Origin of the sequence: Cryobacterium sp. CAN_C2 (genome assembly GCF_015751745.1) — a bacterium.
GTDB lineage: Bacteria > Actinomycetota > Actinomycetes > Actinomycetales > Microbacteriaceae > Cryobacterium.
Genome location: NZ_JADOUX010000003.1, coordinates 153,347 through 175,239, shown reverse-complemented (window position 1 = coordinate 175,239; position 21,893 = coordinate 153,347). Strand labels below are relative to the sequence as shown.

Here is a 21,893-nt window from a genome sequence, read left to right as displayed (position 1 = left end):
GGCTGTATCGTACACATGTGCGCCTAGGAGTTCTCGACGTCGGTTCAAATACCGTCCACCTGCTGGTTGTCGACGCGCACGAAGGCGCCCCGCCGGTGCCGATGGCTGCCGACAAGAGCGTGCTGCGCCTCATGCGCTACATCACTCCCGAGGGCGCCATCAACGACGAGGGTGTCGCGGCGGTTCTTTCCGCGGTGCAACACGCAGCGAATGTCGCCCAGCAGCACAACATCGACGAACTGCTGCCGTTCGCCACCTCGGCGTTGCGCGACGCGACCAACGGACCCGAACTGCTGGACCGGGTCGAACGGGAAACCGGTGTCGCCCTGCAGGTGTTGTCGGGCGAAGACGAGGCCCGACTGACCTTTTTGGCCGTGCGGCGCTGGTACGGCTGGTCGGCCGGCAATATCCTCCTGTTCGACATCGGCGGCGGGTCTCTCGAGATCGCCGCTGGTGGCAGCGAATTTCCTGAGGTCGCCCTCTCGCTCCCGCTCGGCGCCGGACGCAGTACGATCGGCTTTCTGCACCACGATCCTCCACTGCCGCAAGAGGTAGCGGCGCTTCGCAAGCACGCGGCATCCGTCCTGCGCGATGCGGTCGGTGCGTTCGTGCATTTGCCGACCCCGCAACACATTGTCGGGTCGTCGAAGGCGATCCGTTCGCTGGCCCGACTGGCCGGCACGACCTCGGACGGCGTGGGTGCCGCCGACCGACTGCGCCTCGGTCGCGCTGGGCTCGAAGACTGGGTGCCGCGTCTGGCCCGCATTCCGGCCGAAGCAAGACCGGCGCTGCCCGGCATCACCGCCGACCGCACCTTTCAGATCGTGGCCGGCGGCATCGTGCTCGGCGCGGCGATGGCCGCGTTCGGGGCTGCGGAGCTCGAGGTATCACCCTGGGCATTGCGCGAGGGCGTTATTCTGCGGTACCTCGACCGCCTGCGCTGATCGGCACGAGCATTTCCGGTCACACCGACCTTCCGGAGGAACTCTGATGCGAAGACTGACCGCCGACCTGTTCATATCGATTGATGGCGTGGTTGAATCACCCAACCTCTGGCAATTCGACAGCGTCGACGCGGAACTGGGCACTGAAATGACGGCCATGATGCATCGCGTCGACAGGGTGTTACTCGGCCGGGTCGGCTACGAACAGTGAGCCGGCCCTTGGCCGCACACCGAGTACGACGATCCGTTCGGCGCCTTCATCGATGAGGGCAACGCCCTGCTCACCGACGGCCTGCGCATCGACTGACGCGGCGCTGCCCAGAATCTGAGAGACGGGACACCGCCATAACCGCGTACCCCAGGCCGATCGAGCTGCAACAGCTGCAACGCGGCCTCGCCGGTGACCGGGGCGCACGTGTGCCCCGGCCACCATTCATTGATTGGTCAGTCCTGTGTGCCGTCTTCGACGGCGACGCCGTTGATGTCGTCGCTCGTGTTGTCGGTACCAGACTCGGTGCCAGATTCCGTGGTGGACTCCACGCCGGTTTCGTCGGCGGTTTCTCCGTCGTTGCTGCCGTCTTCGACCTCGTTCTGCACGTTGCCGGTGTCGGCCGACGTCGCGGCGGGTTCAACGCTCGAGGAGGACGGGCTGGCGGGAGTGGCCTGGGCTCCGGCGGTGAGGGTGATGCCGCCGACGACGGCCAGCGCCACGGCCAGTGCTGCGCCGCTGCCAATTTTCATCTTCTTCTGCATGGTGTGTGCCTTTCGAGAGTGGGCTCCGCGACTGCGGGGCCATATTTCGACGTTAGAGCGGGGCAGGTGAGATGAGCGTGAGAGCCAGTCCGGCGCAGTCGGATTACGGGCGGAGTGGAAGGTTCACCGTGACACTCGTACCGACGCCGGCCTGCGAGGTGATCGTGATGCGGCCATCGTGTGCCTGGATGATCTGCTGCACCAGGCCGAGGCCGAGGCCGAGGCCGTGCCCGGGGTGGGATCGGGCCCGGTCGGATCGCCAAAAACGGTCGACGACGTGCTGCAGGTCGTTGTCGTCATGCCGATTCCGGTGTCACGCACGGTGATCCTGCCGGTGCCGTTCTGGGTGTCGGTGCCGACGGTGACGGTGCCCGGCGTCGGGGTGAGCTTGAGGGCGTTGTCGACGACGTTGCCGATTGCTCGCGCGAGCAACGCCGGGGAGCCCAGAACGACCGTGGCCCTTCCACGGCGAGCAACTAGCCGAGCGGCATCCGCGGGGTTGCTTACGCGCGCGTCGATATCGTGCCGGACGACCTCGTTCAGGTCGACGAGTTCGTAGGTTTTCTTGAGCTCGGTTCCGGCGCCGCGGGAAAGTAACAGCAGGTCGTTGGCGAGTAGGGTCAGCCCGTCGACGGCTTCCAGGGCGGTCTGCATCGCCGGCTCCTACTCGGCGGGGGTGCGGGTTGTGAGCAGAGCGAGTTCCAGTTCGCCCTGAATGATGCTGAGCGGGCTGCGCATCTCGTGGGAAGCGCCATCGACGAAGCGTTGCTGCAGATCGTAGCTTTTCTGCACCGGCGCGAGGGCTGCGCGTGCCATGACAAAGCTGGAAATGGGTATCAGGACTATGAGCACGGCGTAGAGCACGAGCAAACCGGCACGGAGGTTGGCGAAGCCCTGCTCCGCCGCGCTGAGCGCGCCGGCACCATCGGATTCGGCCGCGTCGAAATCAAAGGTACCCGTGACGAAAACGTAAATTCCCACGGCAAAAGCGGCGAACAGCACCAGCTGTACCACCGTGTAGGTCACGGTGAGTCGAACAATCGCGCGGCGAAACATCAACGATCCGCATGGATCAGGTATCCGGCGCCGCGCCGGGTTTCGATGATGTCGGCTTCACCCGGTGCGGTCAGCTTCTGCCGGAGGTAGCGGATGTAGGTTTGTACGACGTTACTGAACCCGTCGTAGTTGCTGTCCCATGCATGATCTATCAGCTCGGTGGCGCTGATAATGGTGCCCGCGTTGCGCATCAGATATTCGAGAACGGCGAATTCCTTCGCCGTCAATTCGATCGTGCGTCCCGCACGCTTTGCGGTGCGGGTGGCCGGGTCGAGGGTGACTCCCTGCGCCTGGAGCATGGGTGCGTGTGCGCGCGGTGATCGTCGAAGCAGTGCGCGCACGCGGGCCAGCAGCTCGACGAGGTGGAACGGCTTGACGATATAGTCGTCAGCGCCGGCGTCGAGGCCCTCCACCTTGGTGCGCATGGAATCCAGTGCGGTGAGCATCAGCACCGGCACGTTCTTATCTATCAAGCGGATGCGTCGGCACACGTCCATCCCTCCGCCCGGCAGTCCCGGGAGCATTAGGTCGAGAATGACCAGATCGTACGTTTCAATTTCGAAGGCCTGCAGCCCGTCCGGGGCTGTGTGGGCAATATCCACGGCATAGCCGGATTCCGTGAGGGTGCGACGGATGACATCCGCGATGCGCACGTCATCCTCGGTCACGAGCACCTTCACACGGTGACCGACGTGACCCGTTGTAGACGGATCGTGAGCACATTGACGGTCATGTCCTCGACCCTGGGGTGCCGTTGATGACACCAGGATGAGACGCCTCAGAACCGCTGCCGCAGAACGGTAGGTCGATGGTCACGCGCGAGACTTCTGTCGGTGAGTAACGGTGGCTCTGATGAGGACCGGAACCACAGAGATCACGACGATCCCGATCAGCACGAGATCAATGTACCGTGCCGCGAATGCAGCGACTCCGGGGACGTGAGCCAGCCCGAAGCCCAGGAGCACGACCGCGCTCGTCCACAGCACAGCGCCGACGATGTTGAACATCGTGAACACGCGCCGCGGCATCTTGCCGACACCGGCCGCGACGGGAGCAAAGGTGCGCACGACGGGCACGAAGCGGGCGATCGTGACGGCCGCCGGGCCAAACCGATCAAAGAAGCCCTGGGTTCGTGCGACGCTCTTGCGGCTGAAGAGACCGGAATCGCGACGGTCGAAGATCCTCCGGCCCGACGTGCGCCCGATGATGTAGCCGAGCTGATCGCCCATCGCGGCGGACAGGGCAATGGCCGGGATGACAACCCAGAGCGGCTGGCTGATAACACCGCTGAGAGTGAGAACACCGGTGAAGAACAACAGGGTATCGCCGGGGAGGAAGAACCCGACGAGCAGGCCGGTCTCCACGAAGACGATGGCGCAGACGCCAGCGAGGCCCCAGACGCCGGCACCCGCGATCACCGATTGTGGATCAAGGAATCCAGACGCGGAGAGTGCGGTAACGATCATAGTTTTCATGCTGCAGGGGCTCTCTATGAAATTCCTGAGGAGGGGCCGGGGATCCGCTGCCCGCACTCTGGATTTAGACGGTCGTCGTCAGCTGTGCGTCCGCCGTGCGAGAGCGGCGGGTGAGGGCGATCACCAGCATGAGAATCACGGCCAGAAAGAGCACACTCGTTGCTGTGGTCCCGAGCCCCAGCCCGCCGTCGGCGAGGGGCTGGGAGAGCAGGTCGCCCGTGGACGCGCCCAGCGGGCGGGTCAGGATGTATGCGATCCAGAAGGCGAGCACGGCGTTGAGGTGAAAGACGAAGTACGCCACGGCGACCAGGGCGATGGCTGCAGCAAAGACGAGAAGGGCGACGAAGAAGCCGAGATTCAACCCCTCGGCGACGAGGTCACCCGCCGCTGTGCCGAGGGCGAACGTGAACAACACGGCCAGCCAGTAGAACGCCTCCCGGCGAAGCGTGAAGATGGAGTGGATGGAGAGGGTCTTCTCCGAGATAGCCCAGACGGTGAATATCGCGGCCAGGGCCACGGCGAAGACGACCGTCGTGACCCACAGGGGTACGCCGAGGCTGTCGGTGAGATTATCGGTGATGAGGGTGCCCACGACACTGATCAGCACCACCGCCAGCCAATAGATGGCCGGGGTGTACTTGTGCAGTGTGAACTGCACGCCCAGTGCGGCGACGAGCAGTACCGTCATGATGATCGAGGTGATCGTGAGGCCCAGACCGAGGTCAACGTTCAAGAAGTCCGCTGCGGTCTCCCCCACGGTGGTCGCGAGCACTTTGATCACCCAGAAGATGAGGGTCACCTCGGGCACCTTGGTCAGAATGTGCCGCAACGGTGAAACGGTGATGGAAAGGGTTGAGGTCGTGGACAAGTGTTCCTCCTTCGATGGGGTCGGTAGAACCAGCGAACACGTCGACGTCTAAGACTTCTCACAGAAGCGATCCACGGGCACCGGGATCCACGAATGTGCGGTCATTTCGCGGTCCCGGTGAGAACGTACTCGTAGATCGCGGCTAAGGTTCAGGCCTGCTTCGACCGCGGAATGGTGAGCCTGATCGCTGTGCCAGCGTCGCAACTGTCGACGACGTTCACGGATCCGCCGTAGCGCACCGCGATTTCCCGCACGAGAGACAGGCCGATACCAAAACCGGTTCGGGCATCGCCACCGCCATCCACAGCAGTTCCGGAGTGCGCGAACCGATCAAAAATACGGGCGGGGTCAATACCTTGAATACCGGGGCCGCGGTCGCGCACCGTGACCGACACTGTCTTCTTGGTCACGGATACGTCCACAGAGATGACCGATCCACTGGGAGCGAACCGCACAGCGTTGTCCAGTAGGGCCACAACGCACCGGGTCATGCCGGATGTTGGCACACGCGCGAACGCGGGCTCCGGAGCATCCAATTCAATGGTGATGTGTTTCTCGACAGCAATGAGCGCCATTGACTGCACGGCGGCGTCAACCGCAGCGGGTACATTGATGACGACAGTGTCATTCACCGCAGCGCCGCCGATTTCCGCCGATTCGAGAAGATCGTTCACGATGTGGATGAGGTCTTTCGCATCGTGGCGCAGCTCCGCGACGACCGCGGACGACGGGTCGCCTGCAGACAGGGCGCGTTGCAGAATTTGCAGGCGGGCGTCGAGCACAGCGAGTGGGGTTCGGAGTTCGTGGCTCGCGTCGGCGACAAAGGCCCGCTGGATGCGCAGCACCTCGCCGAGGGGTTGCACGGCCCGCCCGGTGACCAGCCAGCTCATCACGCCGGCCAGAATGATCAGGGCCACGCCCAATACCGTCGCAGCGCGCAGAAGCCCGATGGCGCTGACCTGCAGGTTGTCGGTGTCCGGCACCGGTTCAAACAGCTCACCGGGCGAGATTTCGGACAGGATGTAAACGAACACGGCAACGATGACGACCGCGACAACGGCGGCGCAGGCGATCGCGATTCGGGTGCCGACGATACGTGACGCCCGACGAATGGCCAGGGTGTCGCTGTCGACGATGGGGAGTTTCCTGCGGGTCATGGTTGTCCCAGGCGGTAGCCCTGGCCGCGCACGGTGAGGACGATGTTGGTATCTGTCTTGCGCCGAAGGTAATGCACGTAGGTATCCACCGTTCCGGCGGTGTCCGCGGCGCTGAAGACGGCATGCAGGATCTGCTGCCGGGAGAACGTGCGCTGCGGGGCTTCAGCCAGGAGTTTGAGCAGCTCGTTCTCCTTGGCCGTGAGAAGGATGCGCCCGTCATACGGGGAATAGATTGTGCGACTGTCCGGATAGTACTCCCAACCACCCACGAGCAACGCGCGGCCCTCACCGGTGAACACCCGACGGATGGCTCGTAACCGGGCGAACAGTTCATCGAACTCGAACGGTTTGACGAGGTAGTCGTTGGCGCCGATGTCCAGCCCGGCCACTTTGTCGCCGGTGGTTCCGAGAGCAGTGAGAAGAAGGATGGGGGTGGTGATCAGTTTGCGGCGGAGGGCTTCGACGACGCCCAGTCCGTCCAGCGCGGGAAGGCGTCGGTCGATGACCATCACCTCGAACTCGCTGGCGAGGCCGACGGCCAAGCCTTCGGCACCGTCGGTGACCCAGGTGACATCGTAGATTTCTGTGAGCACGTCCTGAATCATTGGACCGAGCTTTGCATCGTCCTCAATCAGCAGCAGTCGGGCGCGAGTCATGATCTCAGCGGGCATCCGAGGCTCCTCCGTTGGCGGGTCCAGCGTGGAGGCCGGATCGACGTTCGTTCCAGTCTGACATCACCAGCAGCCATGCAGCTTCAACCAGCGTCACGGCGGCGATCGAGTACACGATCGATGCCGCCACGTCGGACGGGTAATGCACCCCCAAATACACCCGGGAGGCTGCCGTCCCGAGCACGACAACCGCAGCCGCTGCTATCAAAAACGGGCGCCACCTCTGACCGGCCGTGGCGACGATGAAGCCCAGAAAGAAGCAGGCGGCGAAACTGGTATGTCCGCTGGGAAAGCTGAGCCCGCCCGGTTCGAGCACCAAGACGTGGGACAGGGACGGGATGTCGGGACGTGCACGGTGCACGAGTAATTTGATGGCATCGGCGCCCAACGTGGGAATCACCACGATCAACAGGAAGCGGATCGCAGCGTGCGATCGCCGGGTAGCCAGCAGGATCGAGCCGGTTCCCAGCAGCACCAGTATCGTCGCCACGGCCGATTCGAACAGCCAGTCGATCCCGAGCGCAACCCAGTCGAGTTGCGGGGTGTGCGCACTGTTCACCTGGCGGAGCACATCCATTTCCATGGACGTCCAGCCGGCCGATGATTTCAACACCAACCCGCTGACGATGACTGCGAGGATGACGCCGACGGCGGGGATAGCGGTTCGTGCGAAAAGGATGCGTGGTCGGATGTCTGTGCCCATGCCCCCAGAGTCACGCCTGCCGACACAGGACCTTCTAAGAAATGGCCCCCGCCGGGTCTCAGCTTCTCGGCTGACTCGGACAACGCCACCGCGATAGTGGAATCCACACTCACCGAGTGGACGACGCCCCCGAGGCACGCACTGGCTCCCCTGGCACAGTCATAAGTCAGCCACGATCGATGTCTCGCCAGAGAGTGGCGCATTGCTGTCGTTTTCTGCATGTTGGAGGGAGGTGAGTCCTCGTCTATGGATCGTTCACCGTGACGGACGTCGGCCCGGCATGATGGGTCCCTGAGAGCGCGGCTGGCCACCGCGCTGAACACGTTCGCGCTGCCGTTCATCGTTTAGCGGGACGAGGCGCAGAAATTGTGAAAAGCTCGCTCGGGTCAGATCGGTGACGTCTCCTGCTGACCGGCAACAGCCGCCCGTCGGTGACGGTTTTCGCGGGCCACCACGATCATGTGCGGCACGGTGAGCGCCGCCAACCCGATGAACACAACCTGCAGAATCTGCTCGCTCATGGCACCGCCGGTGCCGAGACTGACCAGCAACACTCCCACCACGAGCAGGGGCACAACGGTGTAGACCACCACCATCAGGGCAGGCAGCCGTCCGCCGCCACGTTCGGCGTGGAACCCCGCCTTCAGGTGCCGAAAACTGTGCAGGGCGCAGAAGTACAGCAGAAAGAAGACCAGCGGCTCCGTTGCGAGGGCGAGCACGGTCGCGAGCACGATTTCGACGCTTTCGTGTGCCCGGTGCCGCAGGGCGACCAGTGCCGCCAGAAGCAGACCGGCCAGGGCGAGCGGCCCCAGCCACTCCTGCACTCTGGCCACCATCGCGCCTCCGTCACCCGCCAGCACGACGTAGGCCGCACTCACCTGTTCGGGATGCGACAGCGCCGGCACACTGAGCAGCCCGAACCCGGCGAGAAACCGCAGCCAAAGTGCCCGGTCGGCGTTCCAATCGGACCCGAAGTGCAGGGCCGACACGAGCAGGAACACGACCAGGCTCGCCACCGGGGCCACCAGCCAGAGCAGGACAACGCCGACCACGACAAGAATGTACGCCGCGTTAAACCCTGCAAAGCCCAGCGGGGTGCGCCATAGGCCGACACGGCGCGCGATCAGCGGATCGAGAGCGCCGTGGGGCAGGCCCAGAACGCCCACGAGAACGCCCAGGAGCACGACCTGAACCGTGGGCGAGGGCAGTGGCAGGCCCAGCCCGAGCACGGCCAGGGTGGCAAGGGCCAGGCTGGAGAACACCAGCGTCTCGATGGGCACGCGATGCCGCCGCGGCGTGATACGTGCGGCCCCCGAGCGGGGCGGAGCGGCCTGGCCGGTCATCGCTTTGCGCTCGTGCTCGTGCTTGGCGTCGCGGTGGCGGCCGTCGCGGTCGGTGCCGGGCTGAACACGGTGGGCGCGGCCAGCTGGGCTATGAACGGGCTCCACGGCAGGCTCGAGATGATGCGCGCGTAGTCCGCGGCCCGGGCTCCATCACTGAGAAAACGCACCAGTCCGGCCGGAGGAACGCCGTGGGCAAGGGCGAGAAAATACTCCGCGGTGCGCTCCGGGTGCGCCCGAACGGCCTGCAAAAAAATGCGATCGAAGGTGCGTCGCAGTCGAGGTTCTTCCGGGTGTCCCACCGCCTCGCGGCCCGCGAGCAAGCGCTCCGTGCACAGCTGGGCCCAACGCTGAATGCGCAGGAAACCGTAGCCAGAGGCGGCCCGCAGCGCCCCGCCGGCGTTACCGGCGGGCAACACGCCTGCGATCGGCGGTGCGGCCTGCCGGCCCAGTCCCATGGCCAACACGCCGCCCTCGGTGCGCACCCGGCGAGCGTCGGCCAGGCCGAGCCCGGTGAGCAGTTGGTCCAGCTCGCCGACCAAGCGCTCCCGATTGATCGGAACCAGACCGAAACGGGTCCACTCCACGATCGCGCGGTTCGGTCCGAGCGGCAGGGCGTACACAAAACGCAAGCCCTCGGAGTCGGCCGCAAGGGACCCCATCAACGTCACCTCGCGAGGGTCGAACGGCAGCGGATGGTCACGTTCAAGTTCGACGCCCACGAAGCTCTGGTAGAGCATCGCCTCGGCAGCCCGTGGCCGGGTGTCAATCACCTGGCAGGCCAGCAGGGTACCCTCACTGGTCTCCACCCGAACGCCGCCCGAGACCGCAGCGACCGTCCCGGCACGAACACCGAGGCGTAGGTCGACGCGCGGCGACTCGGCGATGTCGGCCTGCGCGCTCGCGTAGAAATCGCTGCCCCGAACGTACTGGTAGGCCAGTCCGGGCACTTGATGGCGAACAGTGACGCCCGCGGCATCTGAAAAAGTCCATGTTTTCCAGCGTTGCGACACCAGGTGCGACAAATCGTGCTGTTCCGGTCGCCAAAAACACCAGCTGCGGTCGTCCTGATAGGCCGTGCGCGGTTCCAGCACCACAACCCGTGGGCCGGATCGCTCTCGGGCCAGTCGGGCCGCCAACGTGAGCCCGGCCAGTCCCGCGCCCAGCACCACGAGGGGAGCGTCCACGGCGGGCGTCATGTCTGCTCCTTCTCACTCGATCACGTGCGGGGTGCAGATCGAAAGATATGCGATCAGCCTAGCGGTGACGCGGCGTGCGTTTCGGGCGCTCACCGGGCTGAACCGGAACTGCGGCGGGAGGAGTCAGGCATCGGCCGGTCTTATCTTGAGAGGACAAATACCGGTCAACCAGCGCAATTCGAGAACCGCCGCTACAGCGGCAATGCCGTCGTTGGCCATACTGGTTCACGGGCTGGCGCATGCCGTGGCTCACTAACAGGGGACATTCTCAGACTCGAATCATTTGTCGGGTTTAGATAGCTCTCTTTACGACATCTGCCGTGTAGCATTACGTTATGAGCAGGTTTTTGCAAATCACACAGCTACTTGCCTCATTTTCGGTTCGATCCCTGTAATTTCAGCGAATGCTCTTGGACACCAGAGGACATCATGATTCCTGACTCCCTAACCCAGATCCAGTACAACACCATCTACAACGTGTTCTCCCTCGTGATCGCCTCGCAGCTGTTCACGTCTGTTTTTCTCGTCATCTGTCTCAAGCGGGTGCTGCCGCGGTACCGCCAAGCTTTGACCGTCGCGGCCATCGTCTGTGGCATCGCGGCGTACCACTACTTCCGCATCTTCAACTCCTTCACCGAAGCGTTCGTGACCGAGGCCGTCGGCGGCCGCGGAGACTATGTTCAGGTCGCCGGAGCATCCTTCAACGAGGGCTACCGCTACGTGGACTGGCTGCTCACTGTGCCCCTGCTGCTGCTTGAGCTCGTGGCGGTTCTGGCGCTGGCCCGCAAGGTGCAAAGCAGCCTGCTTACACGATTGATTCCCGCCGCAGCCCTGATGATCGCCCTCGGCTACCCCGGCGAGATGGCCGCGGACAACCTCACCCGTGGTATCTTCGGCGCGCTCTCCTCGATTCCGTTCGCGTACATCCTGTACGTGCTCTTCGTGGAGCTGACCCGGTCGCTGGATCGCCAGCCCGCCACGGTCCGCAAGACCATCAGCCTGCTGCGGTTGTTGCTGCTGGCCACGTGGGGCGTCTACCCGATCGCCTACCTCCTGCCCGGAATTGGCATTGACGGCGCCAACGCCTGGGTCGGCCTGCAAATCGGCTACTCCGTGGCCGACATCCTCGCCAAGTGCCTCTACGGACTGATCATTTACCGCATCGCGCGCTCGAAGTCCTTCGCGGATGACCAGGCCTTTGCCGACGTCGAGTTGTCCCTCGAGGACGCCACGAGTCTCAAGCGTTCCACCATCAACAACTAGTTCGCTTAGCGGCACCGTAACGGGGGCTGTACGATCGGAAATCCGATCGTACAGCCCCCGTTTCGCGTGGGTGCTCCGCATCCGATCGCGCTGGGTTAACTGCCCAGGGGCTCTGGGCGCGTCTTCTTGATCGCGTCGTTCAGGTCGCGTCGTGACGGTCGCGTCGTGGCGGTCTCGTCGTGGCGGTCTCGTCGTGGCGGGCACGGCGAACATAGCGCACACCGCTAAAGCCATAGAACGACTACGTGGCCACGACCCCCACTGCGATGACCTGGACGTCTAGGCTGATCTCTTCGATGCTGACCTCGGCGCGGTCGCAACGGCCTTGAATCGGGCGCGCGCTTATGCACATGTGGGCAGAGGCAGAATAATTGCGCGGTTGAACATTATGGACCCGTTGAAAACGCTGGGCTGCAGAGGTTTAAGAAGTGGTGCCCCCACTGGGACTTGAACCCAGACTGTGACGATTTTAAGTCGTCTGCCTCTGCCAATTGGGCTATGGGGGCGCGCCCGATAACGGGCAGTTACAGCGTAGGTGCTGCCGGGCGAGGGTATCGCCCGGCAGCACCTACAGAGAACGCTACTTCGAAGCGGATGCCTCAGCGGCCGCCTTCTCCGCGACGGGAGCCTGGGCGGCGGGCGCCTTGGTGACGGGAGCGGCGGTATCCGGTGCAGCAGCTTCAACGGTGGGCTTGCGCGGCGCGCGGGGTGCACGCGGGGCATTCGGCGCCTTGGCGGCGGGGGCGGCGGCCGGGACCGTCGGCTTGGGACGCAAAACGAACTCTTCGAACACGGCGCGCGGGTTGGCGGTGGCGCTCAGCGAGACGACATCGCGACCGAGGAACACGTTGTTGATCCAGCCCCCGATGACGCGCAGCTTGCGTTCCCAGCTCGGCATGGCCAGTCCGTGGTAGCCGCGGTGTGCGAACCACGCCGGCAAGCCGGTGATGGCGAGGTTACCGGACTGGAACACTCCGACTCCGACGCCGAGGCCGGCGACGGCACCCAGGTTCTTGTGCAGGTACTGCGTCGGGGCTTCACCGCGCAGCACGGCAACAAGGTTCTTGGCGAGGAGCTTGCCCTGGCGCACAGCGTTCTGCGCGTTGGGCACGCAGTTGCCGCCAACGCCGCCACCGCTCAGGTCCGGAACGGCGCTCACATCGCCGGCGCCCCAAGCGTCAGCGACGATGTCATCTTCAGTTCCGACGCGCAGGTCGGCGCGAACCTGCAGGCGACCGCGCTCTTCGATGGGCAGGTCGGTGTGACGCACGATCGTCGGGTTGGCCATGACGCCGGCCGTCCAGACGATGAGGTCGGTCTCGAAGGTCTCTCCGCTGGAAAGCTCGATCTTGCCGTCGACCGCGCTGGTCAGCTGAGTGTCAAGGTGAATTTGCGCACCGCGACCGGCCAGATTATCGATGACCCACAGGCTCGTCTTGAGCGAGACCTCGGGCATGATGCGGCCCATGGCTTCGATGAGGTGAAAGGTGGTGTCTTCGAAGCTGATCTCCGGGTACAGGGTGAGCAGCGAGGTGGCGAAGGAGCGCAGCTCGGCGAAGACCTCGATGCCGGCAAAACCGCCACCAACCACGACGAAAGTGAGCAAACGCTCGCGCTCGGGTCCGGCCGGCAGCGCCGAAGCCCTGTCGAAGTTCGTGAGCACGCGGTTGCGGATGGCGACAGCCTCTTCGATGGTCTTGAGGCCGATGGCTTGGTCGGCGACGCCCGGGATCGGGAACGTGCGCGACACCGAACCGGCGGTGACCACGACGATGTCGTACTTGAACTCGTACGGCTCGCCGATCGGCGGGGTGATCGTGGCGGTCTTTTCGGCGTGGTTCACGTAGCTGACCTTGGCGGAGATGACGTTGGTCTTCTTCAAGTGGCGACGGTGCGACACGACCGCGTGACGCGGTTCAATGGACCCCGCCGCGACCTCCGGCAGAAAGGGCTGGTAGGTCATGTACGGCAGCGGGTCAACCATGGTGACCGCGGCTTCGCCGGATCGCAGCCATTTCTCGAGCTTCCATGCCGTGTAAAAACCGGCGTAGCCGCCACCAACAATGAGAATTTTGGGCACGATAAGAAGGCCTCCTACATGATTATGATGGTGCGAAATCTTTGGGGTTTCCGCGAATTCGCTTGATATGCCGAGTGGCCCCAATGCCGAACAGCGTTACTAGGATACCAAACCCTACGAGGAGAGCGAGCGGAAGGCTGATATAAGTCAAGGTCAGCTGGTTCGGCAGCCAGGCGGTCAGCATATTTTCGGCGGGCAGCGCCGGGTCGGCGTCAGCAGCGGCCGGGGCCTCGGCGACGGGCACCTCGGTGGGAACGACCTCGATCTCGGCGCGGCGGTGCAGCGTGATCCACTCCGTGAGCAGCTCGCTGGGGGTGGCTCCGGTCGCCGGAGCGACATAGCGGGTCACGGCGGCGGTGGCATCGATCAGGCCGTTTCCGTAGATCGGACTCGGCACGGACTGCCCGTTTGGGTTCGCGGTGGCGACGACGCGGTTCATGACGCCCGCCGCATCCAGGTTCGGATACGCGGCCCGCACCAGGGCAACGAGCCCGGACACGATCGGCGCAGCCGCGCTGGTACCGTCCCACTGCACATAGGACGAATCGGGCATGACGCCGACCAGTTTCTCGCTGGGCGCTGAAACGGCGATCGTGATGCCCTGCGAGGAGGCATCGAAACTCGCGGTCTTGTTGCGATCCACGCCGCCGACCGCCAACACGCCGGGGATCGTTGCGGGAGCGCCGACCTCGGTCGTGCCACTCCCCCGGTTACCGGCTGCGGCTACGACGACGACATCGTTTTCAAAGGCGTACAGAAAGGCGTCGTCCCAACTCTTCGGCCAGTACAGCGTGTTGCGGGTCAGCGACATATTAATCACGTCGGCCCCGTTGTCGACAGCCCAACGGATGCCCTGCGCAATCTGGTCATCGTTGCTCACCGCGGAACGGGTACTGCCAAACCCGACCGAGACCGCCAGAATTGACGCTTCCGGGGCCACTCCGATGAGGCCCGTACCGTCCCCGGTGCCCCGACCGGCCAGAAGCGAGGCCACGAGGGTACCGTGTTCGCCGTTATCGTCGTCGCCGGCGACCGGAGTTTGGCCGTCGGCGGAGCCGAGGCCGGAGACATCCGTTCCCCCGGTCACGACCCCGTTCAGCTCGGCGACGCTGCCGTCGACTCCGGAGTCGATGACGGCGACGGTGACGCCGGCGCCGCGGGTGGTGTTCCAGGCCCCGGTGAAACCGTAGTCGGTGAGCCAGTATTGCAGGTCGCGAATCTGGTCGGCGTGGGCGGCGGACGCGTCGAACGCGACGGAGCCAGCGATGGTACCGCCGAACAGTGCCGTGGCCAGTGCCACCGCAACGCCGGTGCTGACTCGGCGGGCGGTCGCGCTCACTCGGGAACCGACCCGAGCTCGGCTGTCGGGTGCACGGCTGTCGATTTCACAGGCGCATCAATGGAGTAGTCCACGCAGACGCAGACCGTGGGTGACCAGGCCACGCGCTCGAGCGCGAGGTCACCGATCGGGTTCACGCCCAGCCCGACAGCCAGGGAGTGTGCGGCGAGGGCGTGCAGGCATTTGACCCGGCTCGGCATGCCGCCCGAGGAGATGCCGGCGATTTCCGGTACACTGCCGAGCTGCTCGCGGTCGAACAGAAAACTGTCATGCGCTCGCTCATAGGCGGCGCGCACGCCGTCATCGTCGGCCAGGAGGTCGTTGTACTCGTTCATAACTTGCGTGGCCTCAAGCGAGGAGATCGCTGCGGTCGCCGCCGGGTGGCACAGGTAGTACAGGGTGGGAAACGGGGTGCCGTCGGCCAGACGCGGCGCGGTGGCGACCACGGTCGGCGCGCCGCAAACGCAGCGGGCGGCGATTCCGACGACGTTACGGGCCGGGCGACCGAGCTGGGCTGAGACGAGGTCGATATCGGCCGGGGTGAACGGGTGGAACGGCGGCCGGGTCACGGGGCCACCGTCGTTGGCTCTGACTTCTCGGGCGCTGCGGCTTGCTGAGCGAGGCCAGCGGTCATGGTGGAGGCGAACAAGGAACTCAGCCAATCGACTGTGGTGCTTTGAATATTGGTGCTGACCGGTGCGGCATCCGCTTCGAGCGGGGCGGCGACCGGAAGGTCGTTGATGACAAGAAAGCTGATATCGCCGGGCAGCACGTAGGACAGTCGCTCGCGTGCCTGCGTTGTGACGTAGGTGCGGTCATTCCAGCGTTCCCGCTGGCTGGTGAGCTGATCGACCTCGGCCTTCTGGTCGGCGACGATCGCGCTGAGCTGGCTGATCTGCTGCCGCTGCTCGGCGTAGGTACGCAGGCTCGGGGCGAGCACGACGACGGCGAGCACGAGAACGACCATCATTGCGAGCGAAAAGCCCGAAAAGCGAATGCTGCGCAGCCAGCCGCCGGCGGGCGTGTCCGCCTCCGAGACGGCGGGTTGCCGCTGCTGGGACTTCTGCGGTGCGGAACCCGGGCGTTTCTGGTTCACGGCAACTCCTTTCGCTGGCTGGTCGTGTTCGGCTGTCGCTCGAAAATGGTACCGAGTGTAGCTGTGGGCCCCCGACCAGCCGAAGGTTCGGTGGTCGGGAGCCCGGTTGTGCTGTTGTTACGCGGTGAAGCGGGGGAACGCGGTGCGGCCGGCGTAGACCGCGGCCTCGCCGAGTTCCTCTTCGATGCGCAGCAGCTGGTTGTACTTCGCCACACGCTCGCTGCGTGCGGGGGCACCGGTCTTGATCTGGCCGGCATCCGTCGCCACGGCGAGGTCGGCGATGAAGGTGTCTTCGGTCTCACCGGAACGGTGCGAGATGATCGCGGTGTAGCCGGCGCGCTGGGCGAGGGAGACAGCATCCATCGTCTCGGTCAGGGTGCCGATCTGGTTGACCTTGACCAGGATCGAGTTCGCGGCCCCCCGCTCGAGGCCCTTTGCCAGGCGCACCGGGTTGGTCACGAACAGATCGTCTCCGACGATCTGCACCTTGTCGCCGAGCGACGCGGTGAGGTGCACGTAGCCGTCCCAATCGTCTTCTTCGAGGGGGTCTTCGAGGGAGACGAGCGGGTAGTCGGTGACGAGCTCGGCGTAATAGGCGCTCATCTCTTCGGCGGAGAGCTTCTTGCCCTCGAAGTTGTAGCTGCCGTCCTTGAAGAATTCGCTCGCGGCGACGTCGAGAGCGAGGGCGATGTCCCGGCCGGGAACGTAGCCGGCGTTCGTGATGGCTTCAACGATGAGGTCGAGCGCGGCCCGGTTGCTCGGCAGGTTGGGGGCGAAGCCGCCCTCGTCACCGAGACCGGTGGACAGGCCCTTGGACTGCAGCAGCGCCTTGAGCGAGTGGTAGGTTTCGACGCCCCAGCGCAGGGCCTCACTGAACGACTCGGCACCGAGCGGAACGATCATGAATTCCTGAATATCGACATCGTTGTCGGCGTGCGACCCTCCGTTGATGATGTTCATCAGGGGCACCGGCAGGGTGTGGGCGTTCGGGCCGCCGAGGTAGCGAAACAGCGGCAGGCCGGCCGAGCTCGCGGCGGCCTTGGCCACCGCAAGGCTCACGCCGAGGATGGCGTTGGCGCCGAGGCGCTCCTTGTTATCGGTGCCATCGGCTTCGATGAGCACGAGGTCGACGATGCGCTGGTCGGTCGCGTCGATGTCTTCGACCGCGGGTCCGAGGTCGTCGATGACGGCCTCGACGGCCTTCAGCACACCCTTGCCCTGGTAGCGAGCCTTGTCACCATCGCGCAGCTCATACGCCTCGAACACGCCGGTAGACGCGCCGGACGGCACCGCGGCACGGCTGACCGTACCGTCGCCGAGCAAAACCTCGACCTCGATGGTCGGGTTGCCGCGGGAGTCGAGAATTTCGCGTGCGTCTACTGCCTCAATTAGGGCCACAACTGTCTCCTGATTTGTCGGGGTGGACGTCTGGGTAGACGCCGGGGTATGGGGCGGGATGAAGGTGGGGGGTGCCGGGTGATCCGGGCGATGTCAGTCTAGCCAAACCCATCGTCGGATCCGCTGAGCCGGCCCGGCTGGCTTAGGCGCCGAGCGGTTTGAAATCGAGGTCGCTGGCCGCATCGGTGTCGGCCGTCACGAACGCGAAGCGTCCGTAGCCGGCCGCACCGGCCCGGTCGAGCAGGGCCGTGAGGTTTTTGGTGCGGCGTTCCAGTCGCACACGCAGTCCCCCGGCCACGAGGTCGCGTTTGAGGGCGACCAGGCTGGCGGGATCGGCGTCCTTGTCGTGCACGAGCACGACCGCCTGCTCAGCGGATGCGGAATCCGCGTGCAGCAGGTCAACGATGCGTTCAAAGCCGATCGAGAACCCGCAGGCTGGCACGTCGGTGCCGAGGAACCGGCCGATCATGCCGTCGTAGCGGCCGCCGCCGCCGAGGGAATAGCCCAGGTCGGGGTGGGAGATCTCGAAAATGGTTCCGGTGTAATAACCCATGCCGCGCACCAGCGTCGGGTCGAACTCGAGGTCGACGCCGGGCAGGGCGGCGCGCAGTGCCGTGAGGCCGGCGAATGCCTCCGGGTCGAGCCAGGCGGGCGCGCTGTCACCGAGGGTCCAGCCGCCGCTGCCGAGCCGGGTGAGCAGCTCGGCCAGACCGGGAGCGACGATACCGAGGGTACCCAGTTCGGTAGCCACGCCGTCGACGCCGATCTTGTCGAGCTTGTCGATCACGATCAGCGCCCGCTCGGTCAGGCCTGGAGCGACGCCCCAGTGGGCGAGCAGGCCGGAGAGGATGCGCCGGTCGTTGACGCGGATGGAGCAGCCTGTGAGGCCGAGCTTGGTCAACGTCGCGGCCGTTGCCGTGATCAGTTCGATCTCGGCGAGCGGGCCGGCCTCGCCGATGATGTCGATGTCGCACTGCATGAACTGGCGGTAGCGCCCCTTTTGCGGGCGTTCGGCCCGCCAGACCGGGGCGATCTGAATTGACCGGAACACGGGCGAAAGCGCGGCGCGGTGGGTGGCGTAGAAACGAGCGAGCGGCACCGTCAGGTCGAAGCGCAGTCCCAGGTCGGCCAGGGACAGCAGGTCGTCCCGCTCGGCGGCGGCGGCAACATCCGCTGCGCTGAGTCCGCGCTTGAGCACCGCAAAAGCGAGCTTCTCGTTGTCGCCGCCGAGCCCGGAATGCAGGCGGGTGGAATCTTCCATGACCGGAGTTTCGATCTCGTCAAAGCCGTGCGCACGAAAACTCTCACGGATGATACCGAGGGAACGCTCGCGCACGGCCTTGTCGGCGGGGAGAAAATCGCGCATGCCGCGCGGCGGGGTCACTGCAATAGCCATGGGGTAATTCTCTCAGTTGCTCTCGGCGCGATTCACCGCCCGCACCGAAAACCCACCCCCTAGACTCGGGACAAAGGGGAGTACGTATGTCATTCATGACAGTTTCAGACTCGGCGGCCAGGACGCCGAGCGGTATCGCGGTGAGCGGGGTCAGCCGGGCGTTCGGCAGTGTGTTCGCGCTGCTTGATGCCACGCTGACCGTTCCCGCCGGCTCGGTCACGGCCCTGATCGGACCGAACGGCTCGGGCAAGACAACGCTGCTGCTCATGCTCGCCACGCTGCTCACCCCCTCCACGGGCACCATCCGCATCAACGGTCATGACCCGGTCACCGAGCCTGAACGCGTGCGCGCCATCATGGGATGGATGCCCGACACCCTCGGTTCCTGGCCGAGCCTGAGCGCCCGCGCAGCCCTTCAGACCACCGGGCGCATGTACCGGATGACCCGTGAGCAGGCCGCCGTGCGCGCCGACGAGCTGATCGCCCTGACCGACCTCGATAATTTCGCCGACCGGCCGTCGCGGGTGCTGTCGCGCGGCCAGAAACAACGCCTGAGCCTGGCCCGGGCGCTCGTGCACTCCCCCGGCGTGCTGCTGCTCGACGAGCCGGCCTCCGGCCTCGACCCCGCCGCTCGTGCCTCGCTGCGCCAGCTGCTGCGCCGCCTGGCCGGCGACGGCACCGCCATTCTGGTGTCGAGCCACGTTCTCGCCGAACTCGACGAAATGGCGGATGCCGCGGTGTTCCTCGCCGACGGTCGCACCGCGAGCCCGGAACAGGTGGCGGCGGCGGGCGCGAGCGCCCGGGCCTGGCGCATCCGCTCACTGGACGAGGCAGCGCTGGAACGTGCGCTGGCGGCGGCCGGCGTGGTCGGCGCGCTCGTGCAGGTGCTCGGCGTCGACCAGCTCGGCACCCTCGTGCGGGTGGAGAACGAAGCCTCCGCCGCCGCTCTTCTGCACAATCTCGTGCTGCGCGGGGTTCCGGTGTGCGATTTCGGCCCTGCCGTTGGCAACCTCGAGCACACTTTTCTTGACCTCACGCGGGAAACAGGCCACGGTATCGCCCCGAACGACTCGGAGGCCACGAAATGAACGACTCCCGCAACCGGGTTTTCCTGACCGGACTCTGGCTGATCGTCACCCTCGAACTGCGCCAGCGGGTGCGCGGCGTCTCGTGGTACGTGCTGCTCGGCGTCTTCATGCTGCTCGTGGGCATCGCCACGTTTTTGCTCTGGCTGGCCACCTCGGCCTGGCTGTCGGGCGGCGGCGGCGTGTTCTCGACCATCATTTTCTTGGTGTTGCTGCTCGGCACGCTGGTGTCGCCGGCGCTGTCAGGCAACGCTGTCAACGGCGACCGGGATGCCGGCATCCTGGCCACCACGCAGGTCACGCTCATCAGCACCGGGCAACTGGTGCTCGGCAAGTTCCTGGCCGCGTGGATCACGGCGCTGGCCTTTCTCGCCGCGGCGCTGCCGTTTCTTATCTTCGCGGTCGTTCTCGGCGAGGTATCCGGCGGTACCATCGCGGTGTCGGTACTCGTGCTGGCAGCCGAGCTGGGTGTCATTGCGGCCGTGGGAGTAGGGCTGTCCGGCATTCTGACCAGGCCGCTGTTTTCCATCGTGCTGACCTATCTCGTGGTCGCGGCGCTCAGCCTCGGCACGCTCATTGCTTTCGCCCTGCTCGGCGCTGCCACGCAGCAGCAGGCCACGAGCGTGAACTACCAGGTCGTGTCGTCGACCTACGACGAGCAGACCGGAAAGCAGTCGGACATCGTCTGCTCCACGGCCCAGACCTCGACGTATAACGTGCCGCGGTTCGACTCCTACTGGTGGATCCTCGCCGCGAACCCCTACGTGGTGGTAGCGGATGCCGCGCCCGGCAGCTTCGACGACGGCGGCAACCCGACCGACCTGTTTGGTCAGATCGCCGTCGGCGTGCGCAGCGCGCAGGCACCGCCGGAGTTGTACCAAGAGTACAACGGCTGTGACGACGCCGCCAAGGGGTACAGCGACCAGGCCTTCTCAGACGGTCCCACCCTGCAGGAGACCTACGACGGCGCGGTGCCGAGTTGGTTCATCGGGCTCGCGATGCACCTGCTGCTCGGCGCGGGCGCCCTGGCCTGGGCGTGGCGGCGCACCCGTACCCCCGCCACCAAACTCCCCGTTGGCAGTCGCATCGCGTAGACGCTCTGCCCGGCCCGCGTTAGGAGGGGAGACCGATTATTCCGGCGTCAAAGGCGTCGGGGTCGTTATGATCCGGCGCCTCAGCGCCGCGAATTTCGCCCTGCAGGTCCCGCACGGCGGCGCGCAGGGCACGCTCGGCGTCGAGGCCTTGCGCCCGGGCCGAGGCGACGATGGCCAATAAAAGGGGGCCCAGATCGGCTTCGGATTCGATCGGAAGCGGGAAGCCGGCATCCGTTTCAAGCAGGCCGATCTTTTCGGCTCGGCCGAGGACCTTGTCGGCGAGGGCGAGCGCCGGCATTCCGGCTGGAATACCGTCGAGCACACTCGTGCGCCCTGGCTTCTCTGCTGCTTTGAAACCGTCCCACGCGGCCGAGACCTCGGCGGCGGTGTCGAGGGTCACATCGCCGAACACGTGTGGATGCCGCCCCACCATTTTCTCGGTCAGGCGTGCGGCGACATCCTGAATATCGAAGTTCTCCTCGGCGGTGTGCGCGGCGAGATCGGCGTGAAAGATCACCTGATAGAGAACGTCGCCGAGTTCTTCGAGCAGATCGTCGCGGGTGCCTTCCTCGATCGCCTCGATCAGTTCGTGGGTTTCCTCGACCAGGTGGCGAACGAGCGAGGCGTGCGTCTGGTCCGCGTCCCACGCGCATCCGCCGGGCGCGCGCAGCCGGGCGACCGTCGCGATCACCGTCTCAAGCGGGGTAGCGGATGCCGGCGGTGCGACAACACGAGGCTCGGCGGCACCAGCAGGCTGGCTCGGAATGCGGGGCTGATTCGACGGGCCGGGCTGATTCGAGAACAGGGGGTTTGTCACAAGCACTCCTCAAGAACAATCGGCTGGTCACACACAATCGTAGGCTGCGGCCTCCTCCCCCGCTGGGCCCCACCCAGACGGGTCGTGTATCCTGCTTGAGGGTGAGCCGGGAAGTCTGGTCGGCACAATTTCGCTGCGCCTCCAGAAGTCGCGCCCCAG

At 65.3% G+C, this 21,893-nt stretch carries 22 protein-coding genes, 1 tRNA gene and 1 pseudogene; 5 read left to right on the top strand and 19 right to left on the bottom strand.

Annotation, left to right across the window (positions count from 1 at the left end; genetic code table 11):
* The first annotated feature begins 17 nt into the window (after positions 1-17).
* The gene (locus IWX77_RS03940; RefSeq protein WP_196843213.1) at positions 18-944 is read left to right on the top strand and encodes a Ppx/GppA phosphatase family protein; all 927 of its coding nucleotides are present in this window, start codon (positions 18-20) and stop codon (positions 942-944) included.
* A gap of 46 nt (positions 945-990) precedes the next feature.
* On the top strand, positions 991-1,155 hold the full coding sequence (locus IWX77_RS03935) for a hypothetical protein (RefSeq protein WP_196843212.1): 165 nt from the start codon (positions 991-993) through the stop codon (positions 1,153-1,155).
* Positions 1,156-1,388: 233 nt separating this feature from the next.
* Here IWX77_RS03935 and IWX77_RS03930 read toward each other — a convergent pair whose 3' ends face one another.
* The 11 genes and pseudogenes from IWX77_RS03930 to IWX77_RS03880 all read right to left on the bottom strand — a co-directional run bounded on the left by IWX77_RS03930 (position 1,389) and on the right by IWX77_RS03880 (position 10,166).
* The gene (locus IWX77_RS03930) at positions 1,389-1,697 is read right to left on the bottom strand and encodes a hypothetical protein (protein WP_196843211.1); all 309 of its coding nucleotides are present in this window, start codon (positions 1,695-1,697) and stop codon (positions 1,389-1,391) included.
* 103 nt (positions 1,698-1,800) lie between these two features.
* Positions 1,801-2,351, bottom strand: a pseudogene (locus tag IWX77_RS03925) (sensor histidine kinase).
* Between the two features lie 9 nt (positions 2,352-2,360).
* Entirely contained in the window at positions 2,361-2,753 is a 393-nt protein-coding gene (locus tag IWX77_RS03920) for a histidine kinase dimerization/phospho-acceptor domain-containing protein (RefSeq protein ID WP_196843209.1), read from the bottom strand.
* On the bottom strand, positions 2,753-3,421 hold the full coding sequence (locus IWX77_RS03915) for a response regulator transcription factor (protein WP_297414131.1): 669 nt from the start codon (positions 3,419-3,421) through the stop codon (positions 2,753-2,755). Before IWX77_RS03915 ends, IWX77_RS03920 begins: the two co-directional genes overlap by 1 nt.
* Positions 3,422-3,565: 144 nt before the next feature.
* Positions 3,566-4,219, bottom strand: a complete 654-nt coding sequence (locus IWX77_RS03910) for a DedA family protein (protein WP_196843207.1) — start codon at positions 4,217-4,219, stop codon at positions 3,566-3,568.
* A 73-nt stretch (positions 4,220-4,292) separates the two neighbouring features.
* A complete protein-coding gene (locus tag IWX77_RS03905; protein WP_196843206.1) occupies positions 4,293-5,096 on the bottom strand; it encodes a COG4705 family protein in 804 nt (267 codons plus the stop codon).
* A gap of 149 nt (positions 5,097-5,245) precedes the next feature.
* Positions 5,246-6,253, bottom strand: coding sequence for a sensor histidine kinase (locus tag IWX77_RS03900; protein ID WP_196843205.1), 1,008 nt, complete (start codon positions 6,251-6,253; stop codon positions 5,246-5,248).
* Complete coding sequence (locus tag IWX77_RS03895; RefSeq protein ID WP_297414135.1) at positions 6,250-6,924, bottom strand: response regulator transcription factor; 675 nt, start codon at positions 6,922-6,924, stop codon at positions 6,250-6,252. Before IWX77_RS03895 ends, IWX77_RS03900 begins: the two co-directional genes overlap by 4 nt.
* Positions 6,914-7,627, bottom strand: a complete 714-nt coding sequence (locus IWX77_RS03890; RefSeq protein ID WP_196843204.1) for a phosphatase PAP2 family protein — start codon at positions 7,625-7,627, stop codon at positions 6,914-6,916. The genes IWX77_RS03895 and IWX77_RS03890 overlap by 11 nt, the downstream gene beginning before the upstream one ends.
* A gap of 386 nt (positions 7,628-8,013) precedes the next feature.
* Positions 8,014-8,907, bottom strand: coding sequence for a Brp/Blh family beta-carotene 15,15'-dioxygenase (locus IWX77_RS03885; protein WP_196843203.1), 894 nt, complete (start codon positions 8,905-8,907; stop codon positions 8,014-8,016).
* Between the two features lie 59 nt (positions 8,908-8,966).
* The gene (locus IWX77_RS03880) at positions 8,967-10,166 is read right to left on the bottom strand and encodes a lycopene cyclase family protein (RefSeq protein ID WP_196843202.1); all 1,200 of its coding nucleotides are present in this window, start codon (positions 10,164-10,166) and stop codon (positions 8,967-8,969) included.
* Between the two features lie 429 nt (positions 10,167-10,595).
* Between IWX77_RS03880 and IWX77_RS03875 the strand changes: the two genes are divergently transcribed.
* Positions 10,596-11,429 (top strand): bacteriorhodopsin, encoded by an 834-nt coding sequence (locus IWX77_RS03875; protein ID WP_196843201.1) that lies wholly within the window; start codon positions 10,596-10,598, stop codon positions 11,427-11,429.
* Between the two features lie 429 nt (positions 11,430-11,858).
* On the opposite strand, the gene IWX77_RS03870 is transcribed toward IWX77_RS03875, so the two are convergent.
* From IWX77_RS03870 to hisS, 7 genes are all read right to left on the bottom strand, one after another.
* A tRNA-Leu gene (locus IWX77_RS03870) sits at positions 11,859-11,935 on the bottom strand.
* 74 nt (positions 11,936-12,009) lie between these two features.
* On the bottom strand, positions 12,010-13,509 hold the full coding sequence (locus IWX77_RS03865) for an NAD(P)/FAD-dependent oxidoreductase (protein WP_196843200.1): 1,500 nt from the start codon (positions 13,507-13,509) through the stop codon (positions 12,010-12,012).
* A gap of 22 nt (positions 13,510-13,531) precedes the next feature.
* Positions 13,532-14,848: a S8 family serine peptidase gene (locus tag IWX77_RS03860; protein WP_196843199.1), complete on the bottom strand. Its 1,317-nt coding sequence runs from the start codon at positions 14,846-14,848 to the stop codon at positions 13,532-13,534.
* Positions 14,845-15,417 carry a DUF501 domain-containing protein gene (locus IWX77_RS03855; RefSeq protein ID WP_196843198.1) on the bottom strand — a complete coding sequence of 191 codons (573 nt, stop codon included), beginning with the start codon at positions 15,415-15,417 and terminating at the stop codon, positions 14,845-14,847. Before IWX77_RS03855 ends, IWX77_RS03860 begins: the two co-directional genes overlap by 4 nt.
* Positions 15,414-15,944, bottom strand: a complete 531-nt coding sequence (locus IWX77_RS03850; protein ID WP_196843197.1) for an FtsB family cell division protein — start codon at positions 15,942-15,944, stop codon at positions 15,414-15,416. The genes IWX77_RS03855 and IWX77_RS03850 overlap by 4 nt, the downstream gene beginning before the upstream one ends.
* A 117-nt stretch (positions 15,945-16,061) precedes the next feature.
* Entirely contained in the window at positions 16,062-17,342 is a 1,281-nt protein-coding gene (gene eno / locus IWX77_RS03845) for a phosphopyruvate hydratase (RefSeq protein WP_196843196.1), read from the bottom strand.
* Positions 17,343-17,484: 142 nt separating this feature from the next.
* Positions 17,485-18,738 carry a histidine--tRNA ligase gene (gene hisS, locus IWX77_RS03840; protein WP_196843195.1) on the bottom strand — a complete coding sequence of 418 codons (1,254 nt, stop codon included), beginning with the start codon at positions 18,736-18,738 and terminating at the stop codon, positions 17,485-17,487.
* Positions 18,739-18,833: 95 nt separating this feature from the next.
* Here hisS and IWX77_RS03835 point away from each other — a divergent pair, with 95 nt between their 5' ends.
* Both IWX77_RS03835 and IWX77_RS03830 read left to right on the top strand, forming a co-directional pair.
* Positions 18,834-19,826 (top strand): ABC transporter ATP-binding protein, encoded by a 993-nt coding sequence (locus tag IWX77_RS03835; protein WP_196843194.1) that lies wholly within the window; start codon positions 18,834-18,836, stop codon positions 19,824-19,826.
* On the top strand, positions 19,823-20,917 hold the full coding sequence (locus IWX77_RS03830; protein ID WP_196843193.1) for an ABC transporter permease: 1,095 nt from the start codon (positions 19,823-19,825) through the stop codon (positions 20,915-20,917). Before IWX77_RS03835 ends, IWX77_RS03830 begins: the two co-directional genes overlap by 4 nt.
* A gap of 19 nt (positions 20,918-20,936) precedes the next feature.
* Here the strand turns inward: IWX77_RS03830 and IWX77_RS03825 are convergent, their stop codons facing one another.
* Complete coding sequence (locus tag IWX77_RS03825; RefSeq protein ID WP_297414145.1) at positions 20,937-21,734, bottom strand: MazG family protein; 798 nt, start codon at positions 21,732-21,734, stop codon at positions 20,937-20,939.
* Between the last annotated feature and the right edge of the window lie 159 nt (positions 21,735-21,893).